At 67.9% G+C, this 17,923-nt stretch carries 14 protein-coding genes; 2 read left to right on the forward strand and 12 right to left on the reverse strand.

Annotated elements, in window-relative coordinates; genetic code table 11:
* Positions 1 to 105: 105 nt before the first annotated feature.
* The gene (locus QO033_RS05355) at positions 106 to 2,142 is read left to right on the forward strand and encodes an NADH:flavin oxidoreductase (RefSeq protein ID WP_284479912.1); all 2,037 of its coding nucleotides are present in this window, start codon (positions 106 to 108) and stop codon (positions 2,140 to 2,142) included.
* 77 nt (positions 2,143 to 2,219) lie between these two features.
* Here QO033_RS05355 and QO033_RS05360 read toward each other — a convergent pair whose 3' ends face one another.
* The 9 genes from QO033_RS05360 to QO033_RS05400 all read right to left on the reverse strand — a co-directional run bounded on the left by QO033_RS05360 (position 2,220) and on the right by QO033_RS05400 (position 14,111).
* Positions 2,220 to 5,348 carry an efflux RND transporter permease subunit gene (locus QO033_RS05360; protein ID WP_284479913.1) on the reverse strand — a complete coding sequence of 1,043 codons (3,129 nt, stop codon included), beginning with the start codon at positions 5,346 to 5,348 and terminating at the stop codon, positions 2,220 to 2,222.
* Between the two features lies 1 nt (position 5,349).
* Entirely contained in the window at positions 5,350 to 6,693 is a 1,344-nt protein-coding gene (locus QO033_RS05365) for an efflux RND transporter periplasmic adaptor subunit (protein WP_284479914.1), read from the reverse strand.
* Positions 6,694 to 6,791: 98 nt separating this feature from the next.
* Positions 6,792 to 7,772, reverse strand: a complete 981-nt coding sequence (locus QO033_RS05370) for an ornithine cyclodeaminase family protein (RefSeq protein WP_284479915.1) — start codon at positions 7,770 to 7,772, stop codon at positions 6,792 to 6,794.
* The gene (locus QO033_RS05375; RefSeq protein ID WP_284479916.1) at positions 7,769 to 8,620 is read right to left on the reverse strand and encodes an alpha/beta fold hydrolase; all 852 of its coding nucleotides are present in this window, start codon (positions 8,618 to 8,620) and stop codon (positions 7,769 to 7,771) included. The genes QO033_RS05370 and QO033_RS05375 overlap by 4 nt, the downstream gene beginning before the upstream one ends.
* Positions 8,617 to 10,068 carry a M81 family metallopeptidase gene (locus tag QO033_RS05380; RefSeq protein WP_284479917.1) on the reverse strand — a complete coding sequence of 484 codons (1,452 nt, stop codon included), beginning with the start codon at positions 10,066 to 10,068 and terminating at the stop codon, positions 8,617 to 8,619. Before QO033_RS05380 ends, QO033_RS05375 begins: the two co-directional genes overlap by 4 nt.
* 9 nt (positions 10,069 to 10,077) lie before the next feature.
* Entirely contained in the window at positions 10,078 to 10,626 is a 549-nt protein-coding gene (locus QO033_RS05385) for a TRAP transporter small permease (RefSeq protein ID WP_284479918.1), read from the reverse strand.
* A 4-nt stretch (positions 10,627 to 10,630) separates the two neighbouring features.
* The gene (locus QO033_RS05390; protein ID WP_284479919.1) at positions 10,631 to 11,611 is read right to left on the reverse strand and encodes a TRAP transporter substrate-binding protein; all 981 of its coding nucleotides are present in this window, start codon (positions 11,609 to 11,611) and stop codon (positions 10,631 to 10,633) included.
* Positions 11,612 to 11,694: 83 nt separating this feature from the next.
* Complete coding sequence (locus QO033_RS05395) at positions 11,695 to 12,978, reverse strand: TRAP transporter large permease (protein WP_284479920.1); 1,284 nt, start codon at positions 12,976 to 12,978, stop codon at positions 11,695 to 11,697.
* Positions 12,975 to 14,111 carry an NAD(P)/FAD-dependent oxidoreductase gene (locus QO033_RS05400; protein WP_284479921.1) on the reverse strand — a complete coding sequence of 379 codons (1,137 nt, stop codon included), beginning with the start codon at positions 14,109 to 14,111 and terminating at the stop codon, positions 12,975 to 12,977. The genes QO033_RS05395 and QO033_RS05400 overlap by 4 nt, the downstream gene beginning before the upstream one ends.
* 125 nt (positions 14,112 to 14,236) lie before the next feature.
* On the opposite strand from QO033_RS05400, the gene QO033_RS05405 reads away from it, so the two are divergent.
* Positions 14,237 to 14,857, forward strand: a complete 621-nt coding sequence (locus QO033_RS05405; protein WP_284479922.1) for a helix-turn-helix domain-containing protein — start codon at positions 14,237 to 14,239, stop codon at positions 14,855 to 14,857.
* Here QO033_RS05405 and QO033_RS05410 read toward each other — a convergent pair.
* From QO033_RS05410 to QO033_RS05420, 3 genes are all read right to left on the reverse strand, one after another.
* Positions 14,854 to 16,269, reverse strand: coding sequence for an FAD-binding oxidoreductase (locus QO033_RS05410; protein ID WP_284479923.1), 1,416 nt, complete (start codon positions 16,267 to 16,269; stop codon positions 14,854 to 14,856). The two genes, QO033_RS05405 and QO033_RS05410, sit on opposite strands and share 4 nt — an antisense overlap.
* A 42-nt stretch (positions 16,270 to 16,311) precedes the next feature.
* A complete protein-coding gene (locus QO033_RS05415) occupies positions 16,312 to 17,124 on the reverse strand; it encodes an MBL fold metallo-hydrolase (protein WP_284479924.1) in 813 nt (270 codons plus the stop codon).
* Between the two features lie 195 nt (positions 17,125 to 17,319).
* Positions 17,320 to 17,904, reverse strand: coding sequence for a GNAT family N-acetyltransferase (locus QO033_RS05420; protein WP_284479925.1), 585 nt, complete (start codon positions 17,902 to 17,904; stop codon positions 17,320 to 17,322).
* Positions 17,905 to 17,923 lie beyond the last annotated feature (19 nt).

Genomic DNA, 17,923 nt, shown 5'->3' on the forward strand with positions numbered 1-17,923 from the left:
CCTGAACAGCCCTGTCCAGAAACGTCAGGCGATGTCGCTTTCAGCATCGCCTTGCCGGTTGCCGCTGCTAGGCTCGCCCTGAAGCCAAGACCAGACAGGGACGCCATGACCACCGATCCGCTGCTCCAGCCCTATCAGCTCAAGCATCTCACCCTGAAGAACCGGATCATGACCACCGCGCATGAACCGGCCTATGGCGAGGACGGACTGCCCAAGGACCGCTATCGCGCCTATCACGTCGAACGCGCCAAAGGCGGCGTCGCCATGGTGATGACCGCCGGGTCGGCGCTGGTCTCGCGCGACAGCCCGGCGGCCTTCGGCAACCTCCAGGCCTATCGCGACGACATCGTGCCCTGGATGGCCAAGCTCGCCACCGAATGCCACGATCACGGCTGCGCGGTGATGATCCAGCTGACCCACCTGGGCTGGCGCACCGGCGCCAACAAGGGCGACTGGCTGCCGGTGGTGGCCCCCTCGGGACGGCGCGAACCGGCGCATCGCTCCTTTCCCAAGGTGATGGAGGACTGGGACATCGCCCGTATCATCGCCGATTACGCCGATGCGGCAGAACGGATGAAGGCCGCCGGGCTCGACGGGATCGAGCTTGAGGCCTACGGCCACCTGCTGGATGCCTTCTGGGCGCCGCGGCAGAACACGCTGGAGGCGCCCTGGAACGGCGACCTGGCGGCGCGGATGACATTCTCGCTCGACGTGCTGGCGGCGATCCGCGACCGGGTCGGCCCTGATTTCCTCGTCGGCCTGCGCTATACCGCCGACGATATGGCGCCCGATGGCATCAGCACCGCCGACGGGCTTGAGATCGGCCGGCGGCTGAAGGACAGCGGCCTGGTGGATTTCCTCAATATCATCCGTGGGCGTGTCGAGACCGATGCCGACCTGACCGAGGTGATCCCGCTGCAGGGCATGCGCAGCGCCCCGCATCTGGATTTCGCCGGCCAGCTGCGGCAGGAGATCGGGCTGCCCACCTTCCATGCCGCCCGCATCCAGGACGTGGCTACCGCCCGCCATGCCGTCGCCGAAGGGTTGCTGGACATGGTCGGCATGACCCGCGCGCATATTGCCGATCCGCACATCGTGCAGAAGATCCGGGCCGGGCGCGAGGACGACATCCGCCCCTGCGTCGGCGCCACCTACTGTCTCGACCGCATCTATCAGGGCGGTGAGGCGCTCTGCATCCACAATGCCTCTACCGGGCGGGAGCTGAGCGAGCCGCATGACATTACCCAGGCGGCGGTGAAAAAGCGCGTCGCCATCGTCGGTGCCGGCCCGGCCGGGCTGGAGGCCGCCCGGGTCGCGGCGATGCGCGGCCACGAGGTGGTGGTTTTCGAGGCCGCCGCCGATCCCGGTGGCCAGATCCGACTGACTGCCCGCAGCCCGCGCCGGCGCGAGATGATCGGCATCATCGACTGGCGCATGGCGCAATGCGCCGCCCGCGACGTGGCCTTCCGGTTCAACACCTTCGCCGAGGCGGAGGATATCACCGCCCTCGATCCCGACGTGGTGATCGTCGCCACCGGCGGCCTGCCCGATACCGAGGTGCTCGAGGCCGGCGACGATCTGGTGGTCTCCGCCTGGGATATCCTCGCCGGCGACGTCGCCCCGGGCCAGCGGGTCCTGGTCTATGACGATGCCGGCGATCCCGCCGCGCTGCAGGCCGCCGAGATGATCGCCGGAACCGGTGCGGAGGTCGAGATCATGACCCCGGACCGGACCTTCTCCCCCGAGGTGATGGGGATGAATCTGGTGCCCTACGTCCAGACGCTGCAACAGCGGGGCGCCCGTTTCACCGTCACCTACCGGCTGAAGGCGGTCCGGCGCGACGGCAATGCGCTGACGGCGGCGATCGGCACCGATTACTCCGACTGGCGGGAGGAGCGCAGCTTCGATCAGGTCGTGGTGAACCACGGCACCCGGCCGATGGACGATCTCTATTTCGATCTCAAGCCCCTGTCGCGCAACCGCGGCGCGGTGGATTACGACGCGCTGATCGCCGGCATCCCGCAGCCCGATCATGGGGCGCAGAGCGGCGATTTCCTGCTCTACCGGATCGGCGATGCGGTCACCGCCCGCAACACCCATGCGGCAATCTACGATGCTCTGCGGCTGATGCGCCGGGTCTGATACCCCCTGCCCCCGCCCGGGTCCGGCACCCGGGCGAGACGGGGCCGAGACGGGGCCGAGTCGGGGGCCTTGGACCGTCAGACGGGTTTCGCTGTGGCCTCCTCGGGCGCCTCTTCGCCGTCATCGAACTTCGCCATCCATTTCTTCAGGCTGAAGATGTCGAAATAGATCGACAGGATCGACGGCAGCACCAGAACCACCAGCACCATCGAGGCCAGCAGGCCGAAGGCGACCGAGGCCACCAGCGGCACCAGCGGCTGCACCTGCGGGCTGGTGTCGAACATGATCGGCAGCAGCCCGACGAAGGTGGTGGAGCTGGACAGCAGGATCGGCCGGAACCTGTCGTTCACCGCGTTGAGCGAGGCGGTGACGTAATCCTCCCCCTCCAGATGGTCCTGGAAGAAGGTCAGGAACAGGATCGCGTTGTTGACGACGATCCCGGAAAGCGAGGCGAAGCCGATCATCGATGGCATCGACAGATCGAGCCCCAGCACCGCATGGCCGAGGATGGTGCCGATCAGCGCGAAGGGGATCGAGATCATCACCAGAATGGGCAGGCTGTAGGAGCGGAACTGGAAGGCCAGCACCAGATAGACGCCGACCAGCCCAAGCAGCAGCGCCCGCCCCATCGAGGCCTGGGATTTCTGCTGCTCCAGCGTGGCGCCGCCGATGCCGATCTCCACCCCCGGATAGGCGGCAAGGACACGCGGGGCCAGCTCTTCGGTCACCACCGCCGAGATCAGGCCGGAGGTGGTGGCCGCCCGGTCGATCTGCCCTTCGAGCCGCGCCACCAGCAGGCCGTCCTTGCGGGTGATGGTGGGATAGCTGGTGCTCTGGGTGATGCTGGCAACCCGGTCCAGCCCGACCTGCTTGCCGTCCGGAAGCGTCACCGGGAACATCTCGAACTCTGCCAGCGAGGCGATGGTATCGCCCAGCTCCACCTGCACCGTCATGCTGGAAGGGCCGGCGCGGAAACTGTCGGCCTCGGCGCCGGCGAAGGCATTCCGCAGCTGCGCGGCCAGGTTCTGCGGCGTCAGCCCCACCGAGTAGCCGAAGGGGGTCAGCGCCAGCTGCACCTCCTGCCGGCCGCCGTGCAGGTCGACGAAGGCCTCGGTCACATCGGGCCGCGCCACCAGCTCCACCAGCAGGGCGTTGGCGGCGGCCTCCAGCGTTTCCAGATCGTGGCCCGAAAGCTCCACATCCAGGTCGGAACCGCCAGGGCCGCGCTCGGATTGCGCGAAGCTGCCCTGCACCAGATCGGGGATCGGCCCGGTCTCCTGCCGCCAGAGCGCCAGAACCTCCTCGGCCGCGACATTACGCCGGTCGCTGCCCAGCAGATCGGCGGTCACCGTGGCGGTGTTCGATCCGTTGGCGTCGACATCGGAATTGACGGCATATTGCACCAGCACCCGTTCGATCAGCGGCGCGCCGCCCTCGGTGCCCGGGCTCAGCCGGGCATTGACGCGGTTCAGCGCGGCGACCAGCTGATCGACCGTCTCCACCGTGCGGCTGCGGTCGATCCCCGGGGTCAGCGCCACCCGGGCCACCACCGTATCGCTCTCGGTCGAGGGGAAGCCGATCACCTTGACCTTGCCCGAGGCGACCAGACCGACCGACAGCATCAGCGCCGCGATCACCACCCCGAAGGTCAGATAGCGCACCCGCACCAGCGCCGCCGCCGCCGGCAGCAGCACCCGCGCCTTGAACCGTTCCAGCACCCGGGCGGCACGGCGCGCCTGCGGATCGTGCCGCCCGCCCCTGCCGCCGTGGCTCAGGTGATTGGGCAGGATCAGGAACCCCTCGATCAGCGACAGCGTCAGCACCAACAGCAGCACCATCGGGATGAACTTGAGGATCTTGCCGAAATCGCCGGAGATGAACATCAGCGGCCCGAAGACGCAGGCCGTGGTCAGAAAGGAGGACAGCACCCCCGGCAGCACCTCTGCCGTGCCCCTGGTCGCGGCCTCCAGCGGGCCGGCGCGGCGGCGCCATTTGTCGATATTTTCAGCGATGACGATGGAATCGTCCATGATCACCCCCACCGCCATCAGCAGTGCCACCAGCGTGATCATGTTGATGGTGATGCCGAACATGTTCATCAGGAACAGCCCGCCAAGGAAGGACACCGGCAGAGAGGCGGAGATCCACAGCGATTCCCGCAGCGAAAAGAACAGCGCCATGGTGCCGAAGACCAGCACCAGCCCCATGCCGATGTTCTGGACGATCAGATCCAGCCGTTCCTTGACCACATCGGTCAGGTTGTTGATCACCGTCAGCCGGAACGGCGCCGGATAGCTGGCGCGCTCGGCCTGCAGCACCTCGTCCACGGCGGAAAACACCCGGATGCTGTCGTCGTCGCTGGATTTCAGGATGGTGATGATCGCCGCCTGATCGCCGTCGATGAAGGATTGCACGTTCTCGTCGCTGTCGACCATTTCGATGGTCGCCAGATCCTGCAGCCGCACCACGCCGCCGGCGCTGTTCTGCAGGATGATCAGATCGCCCAGTTCGCTGACCGAGCGGCGCACATCGGCGTAACGCAGCACATAGCTGGTGTCCTGAACCTCCACCGTGCCCAGCGGCTGGCGCAGGCTGCGCGCCTCGATCGCGTTCAGCACATCGCTGCCCGACAGGCCGAAGCGGCGTAGCGCGCCGGGATCGAAGCTGACCCGGATTTCGCGATCGCTGATACCGCCGACCTGCGCCTCGGCGACGCCGTCGATCAGCTGCAGCCGGTCTGAGAGCCGGTCGGAGTAATCGATCAGCCCCTCCTTGCCGGGAATGCCGGAGACCGCGATCAGCGCCACCAGATCGGTCCGCCCCTGCAACTCGACCGACGGCGTTTCCGCATCAGCGGGGAAATCGGTGATGCCGGAGACCGCGGAATCCACATCGTTGAAGAACTGGATGATATCGCCGCCGTCCTGCATCTCGGCCGTGGCCAGGCCGCGCCCGTCCATCGACAGGCAATCGAATTCCGCCAGCCCGGCGGTGCCGGTCAGCGCGTCTTCCAGCGGGATGCAGATTTCCTCGTCGACATCGCGGGCCGAGGCGCCCGGATAAGGCACCGTCACCGCGACCGAGGAGGCGGCGAATTCCGGAAAGGTCTCGCGTTCGATATTGGCCACGACGGCGATCCCGAGGACGCAGATCAGGATCATCATCAGGTTGGAGGCCACCGGGTGGCGCACGAAGAAGCGGATCATCTCAGCCGCTCCGCGCCGGGGCGGTCACCGGCACCAGCCGGATGCCCGGGATCGGCGGCGTCGGGGTGCTCAGAACCAGCGTCTCGCCCACGCTCAACCCGTCGCGGATCACCTGCAGCGCCCCCAGTTCGGGCCCGATGCCGACCGTCCGGCGCTCCAGCCGACCATCCGCATCCATCAGATAAACGAAAGGCTGGCCGTCATCGCCGATATGCACCGCCGTGCGCGGCACCGCCAGAACGTCCTGCACCGCCGGCGCGGTCAGCCGCACGGTGACGAAGCTGCCCACATGCAGCGGCGGCCGTGCAATCGCGCCATTGGCGAGGTAGGGGTCATCGACCCTCACCACCAGCCCCATGGTGCCGGTCTCGCTGTCGATGGTGCCGCGCAGACGTTGGATCTCGGCCGGGTAGCTGCCCGTGACCCCGGCGATCTCCAGCACCACCTCGGCGCGGATATCCAGCTGCCGGATCAGCGCCACCATGCGGCTGGTATCGACCAGCATGTCCGGCGGCATCCTGCGCCCGAGCGCGGTGAGCGCCATCGCCCGGAAGGCGCGCGGGGCGAATTCCCCCACCACCTCGACCGCATCGGCGCTGTCGAGGGTCAGAAGCGTGTCGCCGGTGCGCACGAACTGATCCTGCTCCACGTTCAGCACATCGACCCGGCCGCGGAACGGGGCGGTAATGGTGGTCTTATCCAGCGCACGCTGCGCCTCGGCGAGCTCGGCCCGGCGCACCGCCAGCGTCGCCTCGGCCGAGGCGCGCTGCGCCGGAAACAGCGCCAGCGTGTTGGTCACATTGGTGATCGCGTTCTGCTGCGCAAAGAGCGCCTTTTCCGCGGTGTTGAGAGCGGCCTGGGTGCCGGCGCCGCGGTCGGCCAGCGATTTGACCCGCTGGTATTCGGTCTGCGCCACGTCCAGCGTGCGCTGCTCGATCTCCAGATTGCGGCGGGCATTGGCCTCCTGCCGGTCAAGCTCGGCCAGCGTCGCCTGCGCGGCGGCGATATTCGCCTGGGTCTTTTGCACCGATAGTTCGTAGTCGGTGCGGTCCACCTGCAAGATCGGATCGCCCGCCTCGACGAAGCTGCCCTCGGCCAGTCCCTCGGCCAGCGACACGATCCGGCCCTGCACTTCGGAGACCGCCGACCAGCTGTGCGCCGGGATCACCCGGCCGTAGCCTTCGGCGAAGGGAACCAGCGGCGCGGCGGTCAGCGGCATCACCCGCACGGCCAGCTCTGCCTCGGGTTGCGACCGGGCGGGCGGCTCCCCGCCCCGGGTCATCCACAGGAACCCGGCCACGCCCAGGACGAGCGGCGGCAGGATCAGCAAGGGGCGCAGGTTCATGGGTGTCCTCCTGAAGGGCAAGCATGAGCGCAGGCCAGCATGCGCCCGCCGGGCGACTATAGCCCAGCCCGGCGCCCTGCAGAAGCGTCAGCACGGTTTCAGAATGTGACGTGCTGTCCCATGTCCAGTTCCAGGGCACGGTCATAGACGTGATGCGCCGCAGCAAGATCTTGTGCCGCGACCCCGAGAGAGCGGTAGATGGTGATTTCATCCTTGCTGCCTCGCCCGGCTATCCCGCCCGACAGCAGCGCCCCGATCTCGCCGCGGATATCTCTCTCGGAAAAGTGACCCGCCGCGATCATGTCGACGATCTCTCCGGCCTGCGCCAGGGTCGAGGGCAGGTAATCCACCCAGATCGCGCCGCGATGCACCATCCGGTCGTCGACCTCGCGCATCGAGGGGATCGAGGACCCGACGATATTTACGTGGGCGCCGGGTTTGACCCAGTCCCCCATGACGATCGGCTGCGCCGCCGCGGTCACGGTGCAGAGGATATCCGCCTGCTCCACCGCATGTTTCAGATCGGTTCCGCTGGCGAAATCGACCTCGGAATACTCCCCCGCCGCCCGAGCGGCGAAGGCTGCTGCCTTTTCGGCGGAGCGGCCGGCAACCAGCACCCGGCCGATCGACGGGCGGACCGACAGCATCGCCGCCAGATGATGTTCCGCCTGTTCGCCATAGCCGATCAGCGTCAGGGTCTCCGCCGTCTCTGACGCCAGGGCCCGGGTCGCCACCGCGCTGGCCGCGGCGGTGCGCACGGCGGTCAGCAGGCTCGCGTCCATCATCGCGATGGCGCCGCCGGTTTCCGCCTCGAACAGCACCATGGCGCCGCGATGCGACGACAGCCCGCGGTCGGCATTGCCGGGAAACAGGCTGATCAGCTTGACGCCGAAACAGGCCGGATCGGCGATGGCCCCGGGCATAACCCCCATGCGGTTGCCGCCGCCCACCGGCAGGACCGAGCGCAGCGGCAGCTCCACCTCGCGGGCGGAGACACGGCGCATCACCGCATCGATCACCTCGATCGCCTCGCGCATCGGCAGCAGGGCGGCGACATCCTCATGGGTCAGAACGATCACAGCACGCGCTCCTCTCCGGCGCCCCAGTCAGGGCCGGTCCCGGCCAGCCCCATGGCCTGTTCGATCAGCGCGATATAGGCGTCGGGCCGGACGACATAGGGGAAATGCCCGCCCCAGGCGAAGCGATAGGCCACCGCGGGGGTCAACCGCGCCCGCACTGCCGCGCGCATCTCCGGCGGAATCAGCGGATCGTCAGCGGCCTCGATGGTGATCCGGCACTCTGCCGGCAGCGGTAGTTCCGGCAGTTCCGGTGCGGTCTTCAGCGCCTTGAGCCGCATCCGCAGCTCCGGCTCGGGGATCCGGCCGCCGACCTCCTGCAGCAACAGCTCGACCAGGTCGGTCTGATCGGGATGCGCCGCGCCCCAGGCCCCCAGCCCCTGGCCGAAGCCGGCGCGCAGCCCATCGATCGGCGCGATGTCGAGATCCAGCGCATAGGGCGGCCGTTCGGCGATGCCCGCCGCCGAACACAGGGTGTTAGCGGCCAGGAGCCGCCGCACCCGATGCGGAGCGGTAGCGGCGAGATACTGCGCCAGATAGCCGCCGAGCGAACTGCCCAGCACACTGGCAGAGGAGATCCGCAGCAGATCCATCAGCGCAGCCAGATCCTCGGCCCACTCCGCGATGGAACCAGTGGCAGGATAGGTCACCGCCACCACCCGCAGCCGGTCCGACAGCGCCTCGATCTGCTGCCAGAAGATATCGCCGCGCCCCAGGGTGCCGGGGATCAGCAGCAGGACCGGGCCGGCCCCCATCTCGACATAGCCCCAGTCGCGGCCGTTCACCGCCAGCCGCTGCTCCGGGCAGCGGGCGGCGAAGGCATCCCGGGCGGCGATCAGCGAATTGCTCATGCGAAAGGATCCTCGATCACCGGGAAATAGGTCTTCGCCCGATGGACATAGGGGATATTCGGGAAGTCCGGGGTGATCGAACCGGGCGTGGCCACGCCGATCATCTTGGCGGCGATCGGGTTGAACCCGGCCTGATAGTGGTTGGAAGACTTCACGCAGACATAGCGGCGCTGCGACAAGTCGATTCCCAGCTTTTCAAAGGCGTCGGGGTGAAAGGTCTGGCTGCGCAGATCGTTGATCACGATATCGAACCCGTCGCTTTCGACCCAGACGGTTTGGCCCAAGAGCGCATCCAGCTTGCCGAAACGCTGAGTCAGCCCTGAGGCGACCTTCTTCACCGTGACGGTCAGATCCAGGGGATCGCCCGACATCGGCCCGCATTTGCCGCCCAGCCGCAGCTGCAGCGTGGCGCCTTCGCCGGCCTCCTTGCAGATGCGCACCGCGATGGGATCCCAGAACACCCCGGTGGCGGTGCCGGTCATGCCGCGCTCCATCATCGCGCGCAGCAGGAAGGTGGCATCCGCCGGCGCACCGCCCCCGGCATTGTCGGACATGTCGGCCAGCACCACCGGCCCCTCCGGCGCCGCCTCGGCCATGTCGAGCGCGGTGTCGATGTCGGGCATCCTGCGCCAGAGCTCATGCCGCAGGGCAAACAGCTTGCGCCCCAGCGCCTCGGCCTCGGCCGCGGCCTGATCGGCATCGCCGTCGCAGATGGCAAAGGTCCGGGTGCCGGTGCGTTCGTGATCCGACCAGGGGAAGCCATGGGCGACCGACAGCGACAGGATCCCGTCCTGGCCCTCGCGCGCCATCATCTCGTCGACGAAACCGCGCATCGGCTGCGTGGTGGTCGGCATGGCGATGATCATGCGGCAATCCCACTCGCGCATCACCGGGGCGATCTCTCCGTCGGCGGTGGCCGCCGCCAGCCGGAACAGATCCGCGGCCCGTTCCGGCACGTCGACATGCGGGTATTCCTTGAAGGCGACCAGCAGCGTCGCCTGGGTGAGCATCTTTTCCGTCAGGTTGGAATGCGGATCGAGCAGCCCGCCGATCACCGCCTCCGGCGCGACGCTGCGCAGATGCGCGATCAGATCGCCTTCGCAATCGTCATAGCCGTCGGCGATCATCGCGCCATGCAGTGCCAGCAGGACGATATCGGCGCCGCCGGCCGCCTTCAGATCGGCGATGATCTCGTCGCGGAACCCTTCATAGACCGACCTGACAGTCGGGCCCGAGGGCTGCGCATGGGCCGACAGGCTTTCGACCACCTGCCACCCCAGCGCCTCGGCCTTTTCCCGCCAGATGTGCAGCGGCGCGGTCCAGTACATCGGCGCATCCTGCGTCGCATTGCCGTGATGGATCGTGGCTTCCTCGAAGCTGGCCATACCGGTGGGCAGCGGCGAGAAGGAGTTGGTTTCGGTACTGAGCCCGGCGATGAAGAGTTTCATGTCTTGGTCCTATGAGTTCGGATCTGCCGCCGGGGTGGCGACAGGCAGCTGGCCGGTGGCCTGCAGGCTGAGCCGGGCGGCCAGATGGATCAGGATCAGCACGAAGGCCAGCGGCACCGCCGCGGTGAACCAGATCATCGGCACATCCAGCATCTCGGCCTGGCGGCTCAGGCTGCGGCCGAGAAAACCGCGCGCCATGTCCATGCGCGCGTTGAAGAGGGAAAACCAGATCACCGGCAGGGCGAAGGCCACCACCCCCGCCCCCCGGATCAGCGCCAGCAGCATGCCCTGCGGCCCGCGCACCGCCTGCATGGCGGGAAACAGCGTCGGGTCGGAGGCGGCGCGGAAGGCGCAGGAGGCGCCCAGCATCCCGGCCCAGACCATCGCCCGGCGGGCGAGCTCCTCGGTCCAGACCGGCGGGGCATCCAGCACATAGCGGGCCAGCACCTGCCAGCCGGCGGCGAAGAGCATCGTCATCACCGCCAGCACCGCCCCCCAGAGGGCGATGCGGTCCAGCGTGGCGGACAGCCGGTCCAGGGCGCGGGCCAGCAGCTTCATCGGCTTATTCGCCCTTGGCGGCTTCCCAGGCCGCGATCTGCTCCGCGGTCAGGAGCCCGCTGTCATAGGCCGGGCCGGAGGCGGCGCGGAAGGCATCACGCGCGGCCTGATCCAGGGTGACCACGGCGACACCGGCGGCCTCGAGCTTGCCGATCACCGCATCCTGGGACTTCAGCCATTCCCGGTTGGCCGCGACTGCAGCCGTCACCGCCGCGTCGACAGTCGCGCGATCCGCATCGCTCAGCCCCTGATACCAATCTTCCGATGCGATGGTGATCCGCAGCGCCGGGCTGATCTGGGCATCGGTGAAATACTTGATGAAGTCGGTATGGCCGAACAGCAGCGGTACGAAGGCCGGGTTAAGATAGCCATCGGCCACCCCGGTCTGCAGCGCATTGGGCACCTCGGCCCAGCTGACGATGGTGCCGTCGGCGCCCCAGGCCTTGTAGAGGTCGATCTGGCTTTCATCCAGCGCCCGCATCCGCAGGCCCGCCATATCGGCGACCGAGGTGACCGGGTGCTTGGTGTTGAAGATGCCGCTCGCCGGGCCGACCACATTGACCGACAGAACCCGTACGCCTTCGGGCGTGGTGGCGGCGTTGATCGCCTCCAGCATGCCACCCTCGCCCAGCGCCTTGTCCACCTGCGCCATGTCGGTGAAGAAATAGGGCAGCCGCAACCCGTAGATCAGCTTGTCGATGGAGCCGACGATGTTGAGCGGCGACAGCGACACTTCCAGCAACCCCTGGCTCACCTGATCGAACAGCTCGTCATCGCCCCCCAGCGCACCGCGCTGGAATTCCTCGGCCGACATGCCGTGATCGTTGAGATAGGTGCTGAAGGTATGGGCCCAGACATACGAGCCGGAGCCTTCCAGATCGGCCGGGCTGTCGAGCGCGACCTTGACCTGTGCGCTGGCGGCGCCACCGGCCAGAGCCACGGCCGCCGCCAGGAGCGACCCGCTGAGAAATTTCGAGAACGTCATGGTTGGTCTCCCTTTGGTGTTCGGTTTTATGATCAGTTTCTTGGTCTTGTTATGGGTCTTCTTGTCTGTCGTGCCGGCGCCGGCTAACCACCCAGCCCGAAAGCATGCGGCAGGGTCAGGCTGATGGCGGGGAAGCGGACCAGCAGTGCCAGCACCACGATCTGGGTCAGCACGAAGGGCAGCACCGCCCGCGCCAGTTTCCAGTAGTTCACCCCGGTCACCGTCGACACCACCAGCAGGCAGCCCCCCATCGGCGGCGACACCAGCCCGATGCAGAGGTTGAAGCAGAGCACGATGCCCAGGTGCACCGGATCGGCGCCCTGAGCCAGAGCGACCGGCGCCAGCAGCGGCACCAGCAGCGCCAGCGCCACCGGGATGTCCAGCACCATGCCCGCCAGCAGGAAGATCACGTTCAGCGCCAGCATGTATTGCACCGGCCCCAGCCCGAGATCGGTCACCGCCGTCGAGATCGCCTCGGGCACCCGCTCCAGTGCGCCCAGATGCCCCAGCGCCGAGACCGCGCAGATGATCATGAAGATCGAGCCGGAGAGAACCGCAGTGCGCCGCAGCGCCTCCAGCACCGCCTGCCCCGACAGCCCGGCGTAGAACCAGCCGGCCCCCAGCGCGGCAAAGACGGCGACGGCGGCGGCCTCGGTCGGGGTCATCCAGCCGAAGACGATGCCGCCGAGAATGATGATCGGCAGCGACAGCGCCGGCAGCGACCGCAGCAGTGTCGGGAAGAACGGCGGCATATCCGCCTTTTCCAGCCGTGGATGATCCTGTCGCGAGGCGAAGATCCCGTTGACCACCAGCAGCGCCGAGGCCAGCAACAGCCCCGGCAGGATGCCGGCCAGAAACAGCGCCGTGACCGAGGTGCCCATCAGCGCGCCATAGAAGATCAGGATGATCGATGGCGGCACGATCGGCCCGATGATCGAGGAGGCCGCGGTGACCGCGCTGGCATAGGTCAACGTATAGCCGCGCCGTTGCATCTCCGGCACCAGCGTGTTCGACAGCGCCGCCGCGTCCGCCACGGCGGAGCCGGAAATCCCGGCGAAGAAGACGGAGGTGAGGATATTCACATGCCCCAGCCCGCCGCGCACCCGCCCGACCAGCGCCATCGACAGGTTGATCAGCGCCCCGGTGATCCCGCCCCGGTTCATCAGCTCTCCCGCCAGGATGAACAGGGGCATCGCCATCAGGGCGAAAACGTCGATCTTGGAAAAGATCTGCTGCGGCAGGATCGCCAGATAGCGGGTGTTGTCCGTGGCGACAAAGGCCAGCACCGCCGCGCCGCCGATCACATAGGCAATCGCCAGCCCCGACAGCAGGAGCAACAGCGCCGCGCCTCCGACCAGCACCATCATGCCGCCAGCTCCGGCCGGGCCGGCGACAGGCTGTCGGGCCCCAGCCCCTCGGCCTCGATATCGCCGGGAACCGCCGCGCCGCGCACCAGGGCCGCAGCATAGCGCGCCATTGCCGGCGCGGTCTGGATGCCGTAGCCGCCCTGCCCCGCCAGCCAGAAGAAGCCCGGCGCCTCGGGGTCGAAGCCCACCGCCGGATTGCCATCGGGCAGGAAACTGCGCAGCCCCGCCCATTTATGCTCGATCCGCCGTACTTGGATGTCGAAGGCGGTCTCAATACGGTCGACGCAGATGGCGATATCCATCTCCTCCGGCTGCGCGTCGCAGGGGGCGGACAGGGTCTCATCCGCCGGGGAGAGCAACAGCTTGCCGGCGTCGGGCTTCATATAGAAAGCCTCTTCGCAATCCACGACCATCGGCCAGCCGTCGGGGTTGCGCCCGGCGGGCGGCGACACCAGCATCGCGGTACGCCGCAGCGGACGCAGCCCCAGGGGGCGCAGCCCGGCCATGCCGGCGACCTCATCCGCCCAGGCGCCCGAGGCATTGACGACGACCGGCGCGCGCAGCCGGCCCAGCCGGGTTTCCACCATCCAGTCGGCACCGCTGCGCCCCAGCCCCAGCACCTCGGACCGCAGGTGCAGCGCCCCGGCATTGGCCTTGAAGGCGCGCAGATAGAACTGATGCAGCCCATGCACCTCGATATCCGCGGCCTCGCGATCGAACAGCGCCGCCGCCACGTAATCCTGCCGCAGCAGAGGCTGCAGATCGCGCGCGGCCGCCGCGCTGATCGGCTCCACCGCGCGGCCCAGTTCAGCCGCCATCCCGTCCAGTGCCGCCTGCTGATCGGCGCGGGCGATGAACACCACGCCCCGGGTGCGGATCAGATCGGCCGGCGGATTGCCCGGCCCCTCGCCGCGATAGAATTCGTAGCTGGCCCGTGACAGCGCCCGGATCGCCGCCGGCCCATAGGCCATGGTGAACAGCGCCGCCGACCGTCCGGTGGTGTGATAGCCTGGCTGGGTCTCCCGTTCGACCAGCACCACCCGGGCGGCCCGGGAAAGCTCCGCCGCGACCGAGGCGCCGGCCATTCCGGCACCGATCACGATGACATCGGCTGAAGTCTCGGTCGCAGTCATACCATCCCTCGCGGCTTGATCTTGCTCTTGAGGGAAAGCGTAGCACCCGTTTTCCAATCGGAAAAGAAATTTTTCCAATCCGAAAAATCCTTGGCGTCTCAGCGCGGTGTCCGTAAACTCGGCGCATGGAGCACGACCCGTCAGAGCCGAATCCCCGCGTCGATTTCGGACGCCGCCTGCGTCAGCTGCGCGCCGACCGCGGCTGGACCCTGGCCGAGGTGGCCGACCGATCCGGCCTGGCGATCTCCACCATCTCAAAGGCTGAGCGCGGCGTGATCTCGCTCACCTACGACCGGCTGGCCCAACTGGCCAAAGGCCTTGAGGTCGATCTGGCCGCCTTCTTCAATGCCGAAGGCCAGTGCTTCGAACCGGGCAGTTTCGCCGTCGCCCGCAAGGGAGAGTTCAAGCGGCAGGAAACCCAGAATTACGTCTACGAAATGCTGTTCCCCGACATGTGGAACAAGGCGATGACACCGATGATGGGATCGCTCAAGGCGCGGGAATTCGTCGATTTCGAAGATTTCGTGCGCCACCCCGGACAGGAATTCCTGGTGGTGTTGGAGGGTGCGGTGACCGTCTTCGCCGAGGGCCGCGTGCCGGTGCGGCTGACCGCCGGCGACAGCATCTATTTCGACAGCGCCATCGGCCATCTCTATGCATCGGACGGCGACCGCGACGCACGTATCCTGGTGGTCTGCGCCCCGGCGCCCGGCGCTCCGGCCGGCCCCGGGGTGGAAGGCCCCTAGGCGCGCAGCACCGCGCCCGGGTTCATGATGCCGGCCGGATCCAGCGCCGCCTTGATCGCCCGCATCGCGTCCAACCGCACCGGATCGCCGTAGCGTTCCAGATCCTCGACCTTCAGCCGGCCGATGCCGTGTTCGGCGCTGACCGATCCGCCCATCTCGTGGACCAGATCGTGCACCGCCCGTTTCACCGCCCCCACCTGATTGGCGTGATCGGCCTTGCTGCGGCCCGGTTCGGGGAAGACGTTGTAGTGCAGATTGCCGTCGCCGATATGGCCGAAACAGTTGACCCGGAATCCGCCGAGCCCCGCCACCACCTGATCGCCGCGCCGGATGAACTCGGGGATGCGGCTGATCGGGACCGAGATATCGTGGCTCGACACCGCGCCAACCCGCCGGTTCGCCTCCGGGATGTGTTCGCGCACCGACCAGAAGTCGTCCCGCTGCGCCTGCGACTGGGCGATCAGCCCGTCGCTGGTCAGCCCCTCCTCCAGCGCCGCCTCGAACAGATCGGCCAGCGCTTCTTCCGGATCGAGCCCGCGCGGCAACCCGACCTCCATCAGCACGCACCACTCCGGCGCCTGATCGAAGGGCTGGCGCACCTCCGGCAGGTTCTCCGCAAGGAAGGTCAGCCCCTGCCCGGCGATCAGTTCGAAGGCGCTCACCGCCTCGCCCAGCCGGGCATGCGCCAGCGACAACAGCGCGATCGCCGCCTCCGGATCGGGCACCACGAAGATCGCCGTACCCTGCGCCGCCGGCTGCGGATACAGCTTCAGCGTCGCCGCGGTGATGATGCCCAGCGTGCCCTCGGCACCGATCAGCAGGTCGCGCAGGTCATAGCCGGTGTTGTCCTTCCGCAGCCGCGACAGCCCGTGCCAGATCCTGCCGTCGGGCAACACCGCCTCGAGCCCGAGACAGAGATCGCGGGCATTGCCATAGCGCAGCACCCCGGTGCCGCCGGCATTGGTCGACAGGTTGCCGCCGATCCGCGCCGTACCCTCCGCCGCCAGCGACAGCGGAAACAGCCGTCCGGCCTCGCGCGCGGCCAGCTGCACCTCCGCCAGAATGGCGCCGGCCTCGGCGATCAGCACGTTTTCGGTGGGATAGACGCCACGGATCGCATTCATCCGCTCCAGCGACACGATCAGCGGTGCCGGCCCCTCGGGGGCGATCTGGCCACCGACCAGCCCGGTTCCGCCGCCATAGGGCACCACTGGCACCCGCGCCGCCGCCGCCGCCGTCACCAGCGCCGAAACCTCGTCGACATCGCGCGGCAGCGCCAGCACCCCGCATTGCCCGGCCCAGCGGCCGCGCGGTTCTTCCAGATAGCGGGGTTCGGGGCTGCGAAACACCGCTTCGGGCAGCGACTGGCGCAACCGGGCGGCAAAGGCATCATCGGCGGGATTGAGTGTCATGGCACAGTCCTGCCGCAAGCCCCTGCCGACGGCAAGAGCCGATCATTCCTCAGCGCGCAGAAACCGCGGCTCCAGCACCAGCACGGTGGGGCGGTCCGGCAGGCTGCGCAGCGATACCTCCACCTCGGAGACCCCCGGCCGCATCACCGCGAAATGATCGCCGATCCGCTGCAGGAACCGCTCCAGACTATAGCCGCTGAACCAGTGCATCGGGATCACCAGCGACGACCGCAGACGCTCCACCACCGTGACCATCTCCTCCAGCCCCATGGTATAGCTGCCGTCGACCGGCACCATCACCACGTCCAGCCGGCCCAGAGCCGCGAATTGCGCATCGTTGGGAATATGGTGCAGGTGCCCCAGATGGCCGACGCACAGCCCGGCCACCTCGAAGACGAAGATCGAATTGCCGTCCGGCTCAACGCCGGAGAATTGCGAGCGGATATCGGTCGACACGTTGCGCACCAGCATCTCGCCCAGATCCAGGTGATGCTCCACCCCCTCGCCGAATGGCCCCCAGCCCTTCAGCACATGCGGAATCGCCGGATCGGGGCTGGCGGTCCAATGGGTCTCATGCGCATGGTTCATCGTCACCACATCCGGCACCAGCGGCGCCGCGCCCAGAAAGCCGGTGTAATCGGTCACCGCATTCAGCCCACCCGCGGTCTGGATCAGGAAACTCGCATGCGCGAGATAGCGCAGCCGGATGCTGTACTCTGGCACCGGCGCCTGCCAGGAGGCCTGCTGCACATAAGCGAGCCCCGGCGCCGCCCCGGCGATGGCGATGCAATGGCTCGGACGCCGTTCCTGCGCCTGCCCCGCGCCGGCCAGCAGCACCGCCGCCGCCAGCGCCATAAATCCGCCAGCTTTTTCCGGCCCCAAATATCCCCGCCGGAGGCACGCGCCACAGGCGCGTCCAGCGCGCCCGGCGGCCGCCGAACGTGCAATGACTGTCGCAATCAGATGGCGCATCGCGGCCTCCCGCTCAGGTCCCAGCCCTGAAAAGGTAGCACGGCGCCGCCACCGGTCCAGCCCGGCGGGCGGCGCGGCTCAGCCGATGCCGGTCCGGCCGCGGCGATCGCTGCGCAGGCAGGCATAGAGCACATGAGTGCGCCAGCGGCCGTGGATCTGCAAGTAGGATTGGGCGACGCCCTCGTATTTGAAACCGGCGCTTTCCAGCAACCCGCGCGAGGCAGCGTTCTCCGGCAGGCAGGCGGCCTCTATCCGGCTCAGGTCCAGCCGGGTGAAGGCATGATGCACCACCGCGCCGATGGCCTCGCGCATGAAGCCCTGACGCGCATAGACCTGCCCGGTCCAGTAGCCGAGCGTACCCATCTGCGCCGGCCCGCGGCGGATATTGTCCAGCGTGATCGCCCCCAGCAGCACCTGATCGACGCGGCGGAACAGGAACAGCGGCAGGGCCGATCCGTTGGAGACCGAGCGCTGCGCCCAGTAGACCCGGTTGGTAAAGGCCTTGCGGCTCAGGTGATCCTCGGCCCAGCTGGGCTCCCACGGGGTGAGAAAGTCGCGGCTCTCCACCCGCAGCGCGGTCCAGGCCCGAAAATCCGAATGGGTCGGCGGGCGCAGCGTCAGCCGCTCGGTCTCGATCTTCAGCTTGCGTTTCGCCAGCAGCATCCTTGCAGCTCCCGGCGCG

The sequence above is a fragment of the Pseudodonghicola flavimaris genome (assembly GCF_030164425.1).
In the GTDB taxonomy this organism is placed as follows: domain Bacteria; phylum Pseudomonadota; class Alphaproteobacteria; order Rhodobacterales; family Rhodobacteraceae; genus Pseudodonghicola; species Pseudodonghicola flavimaris.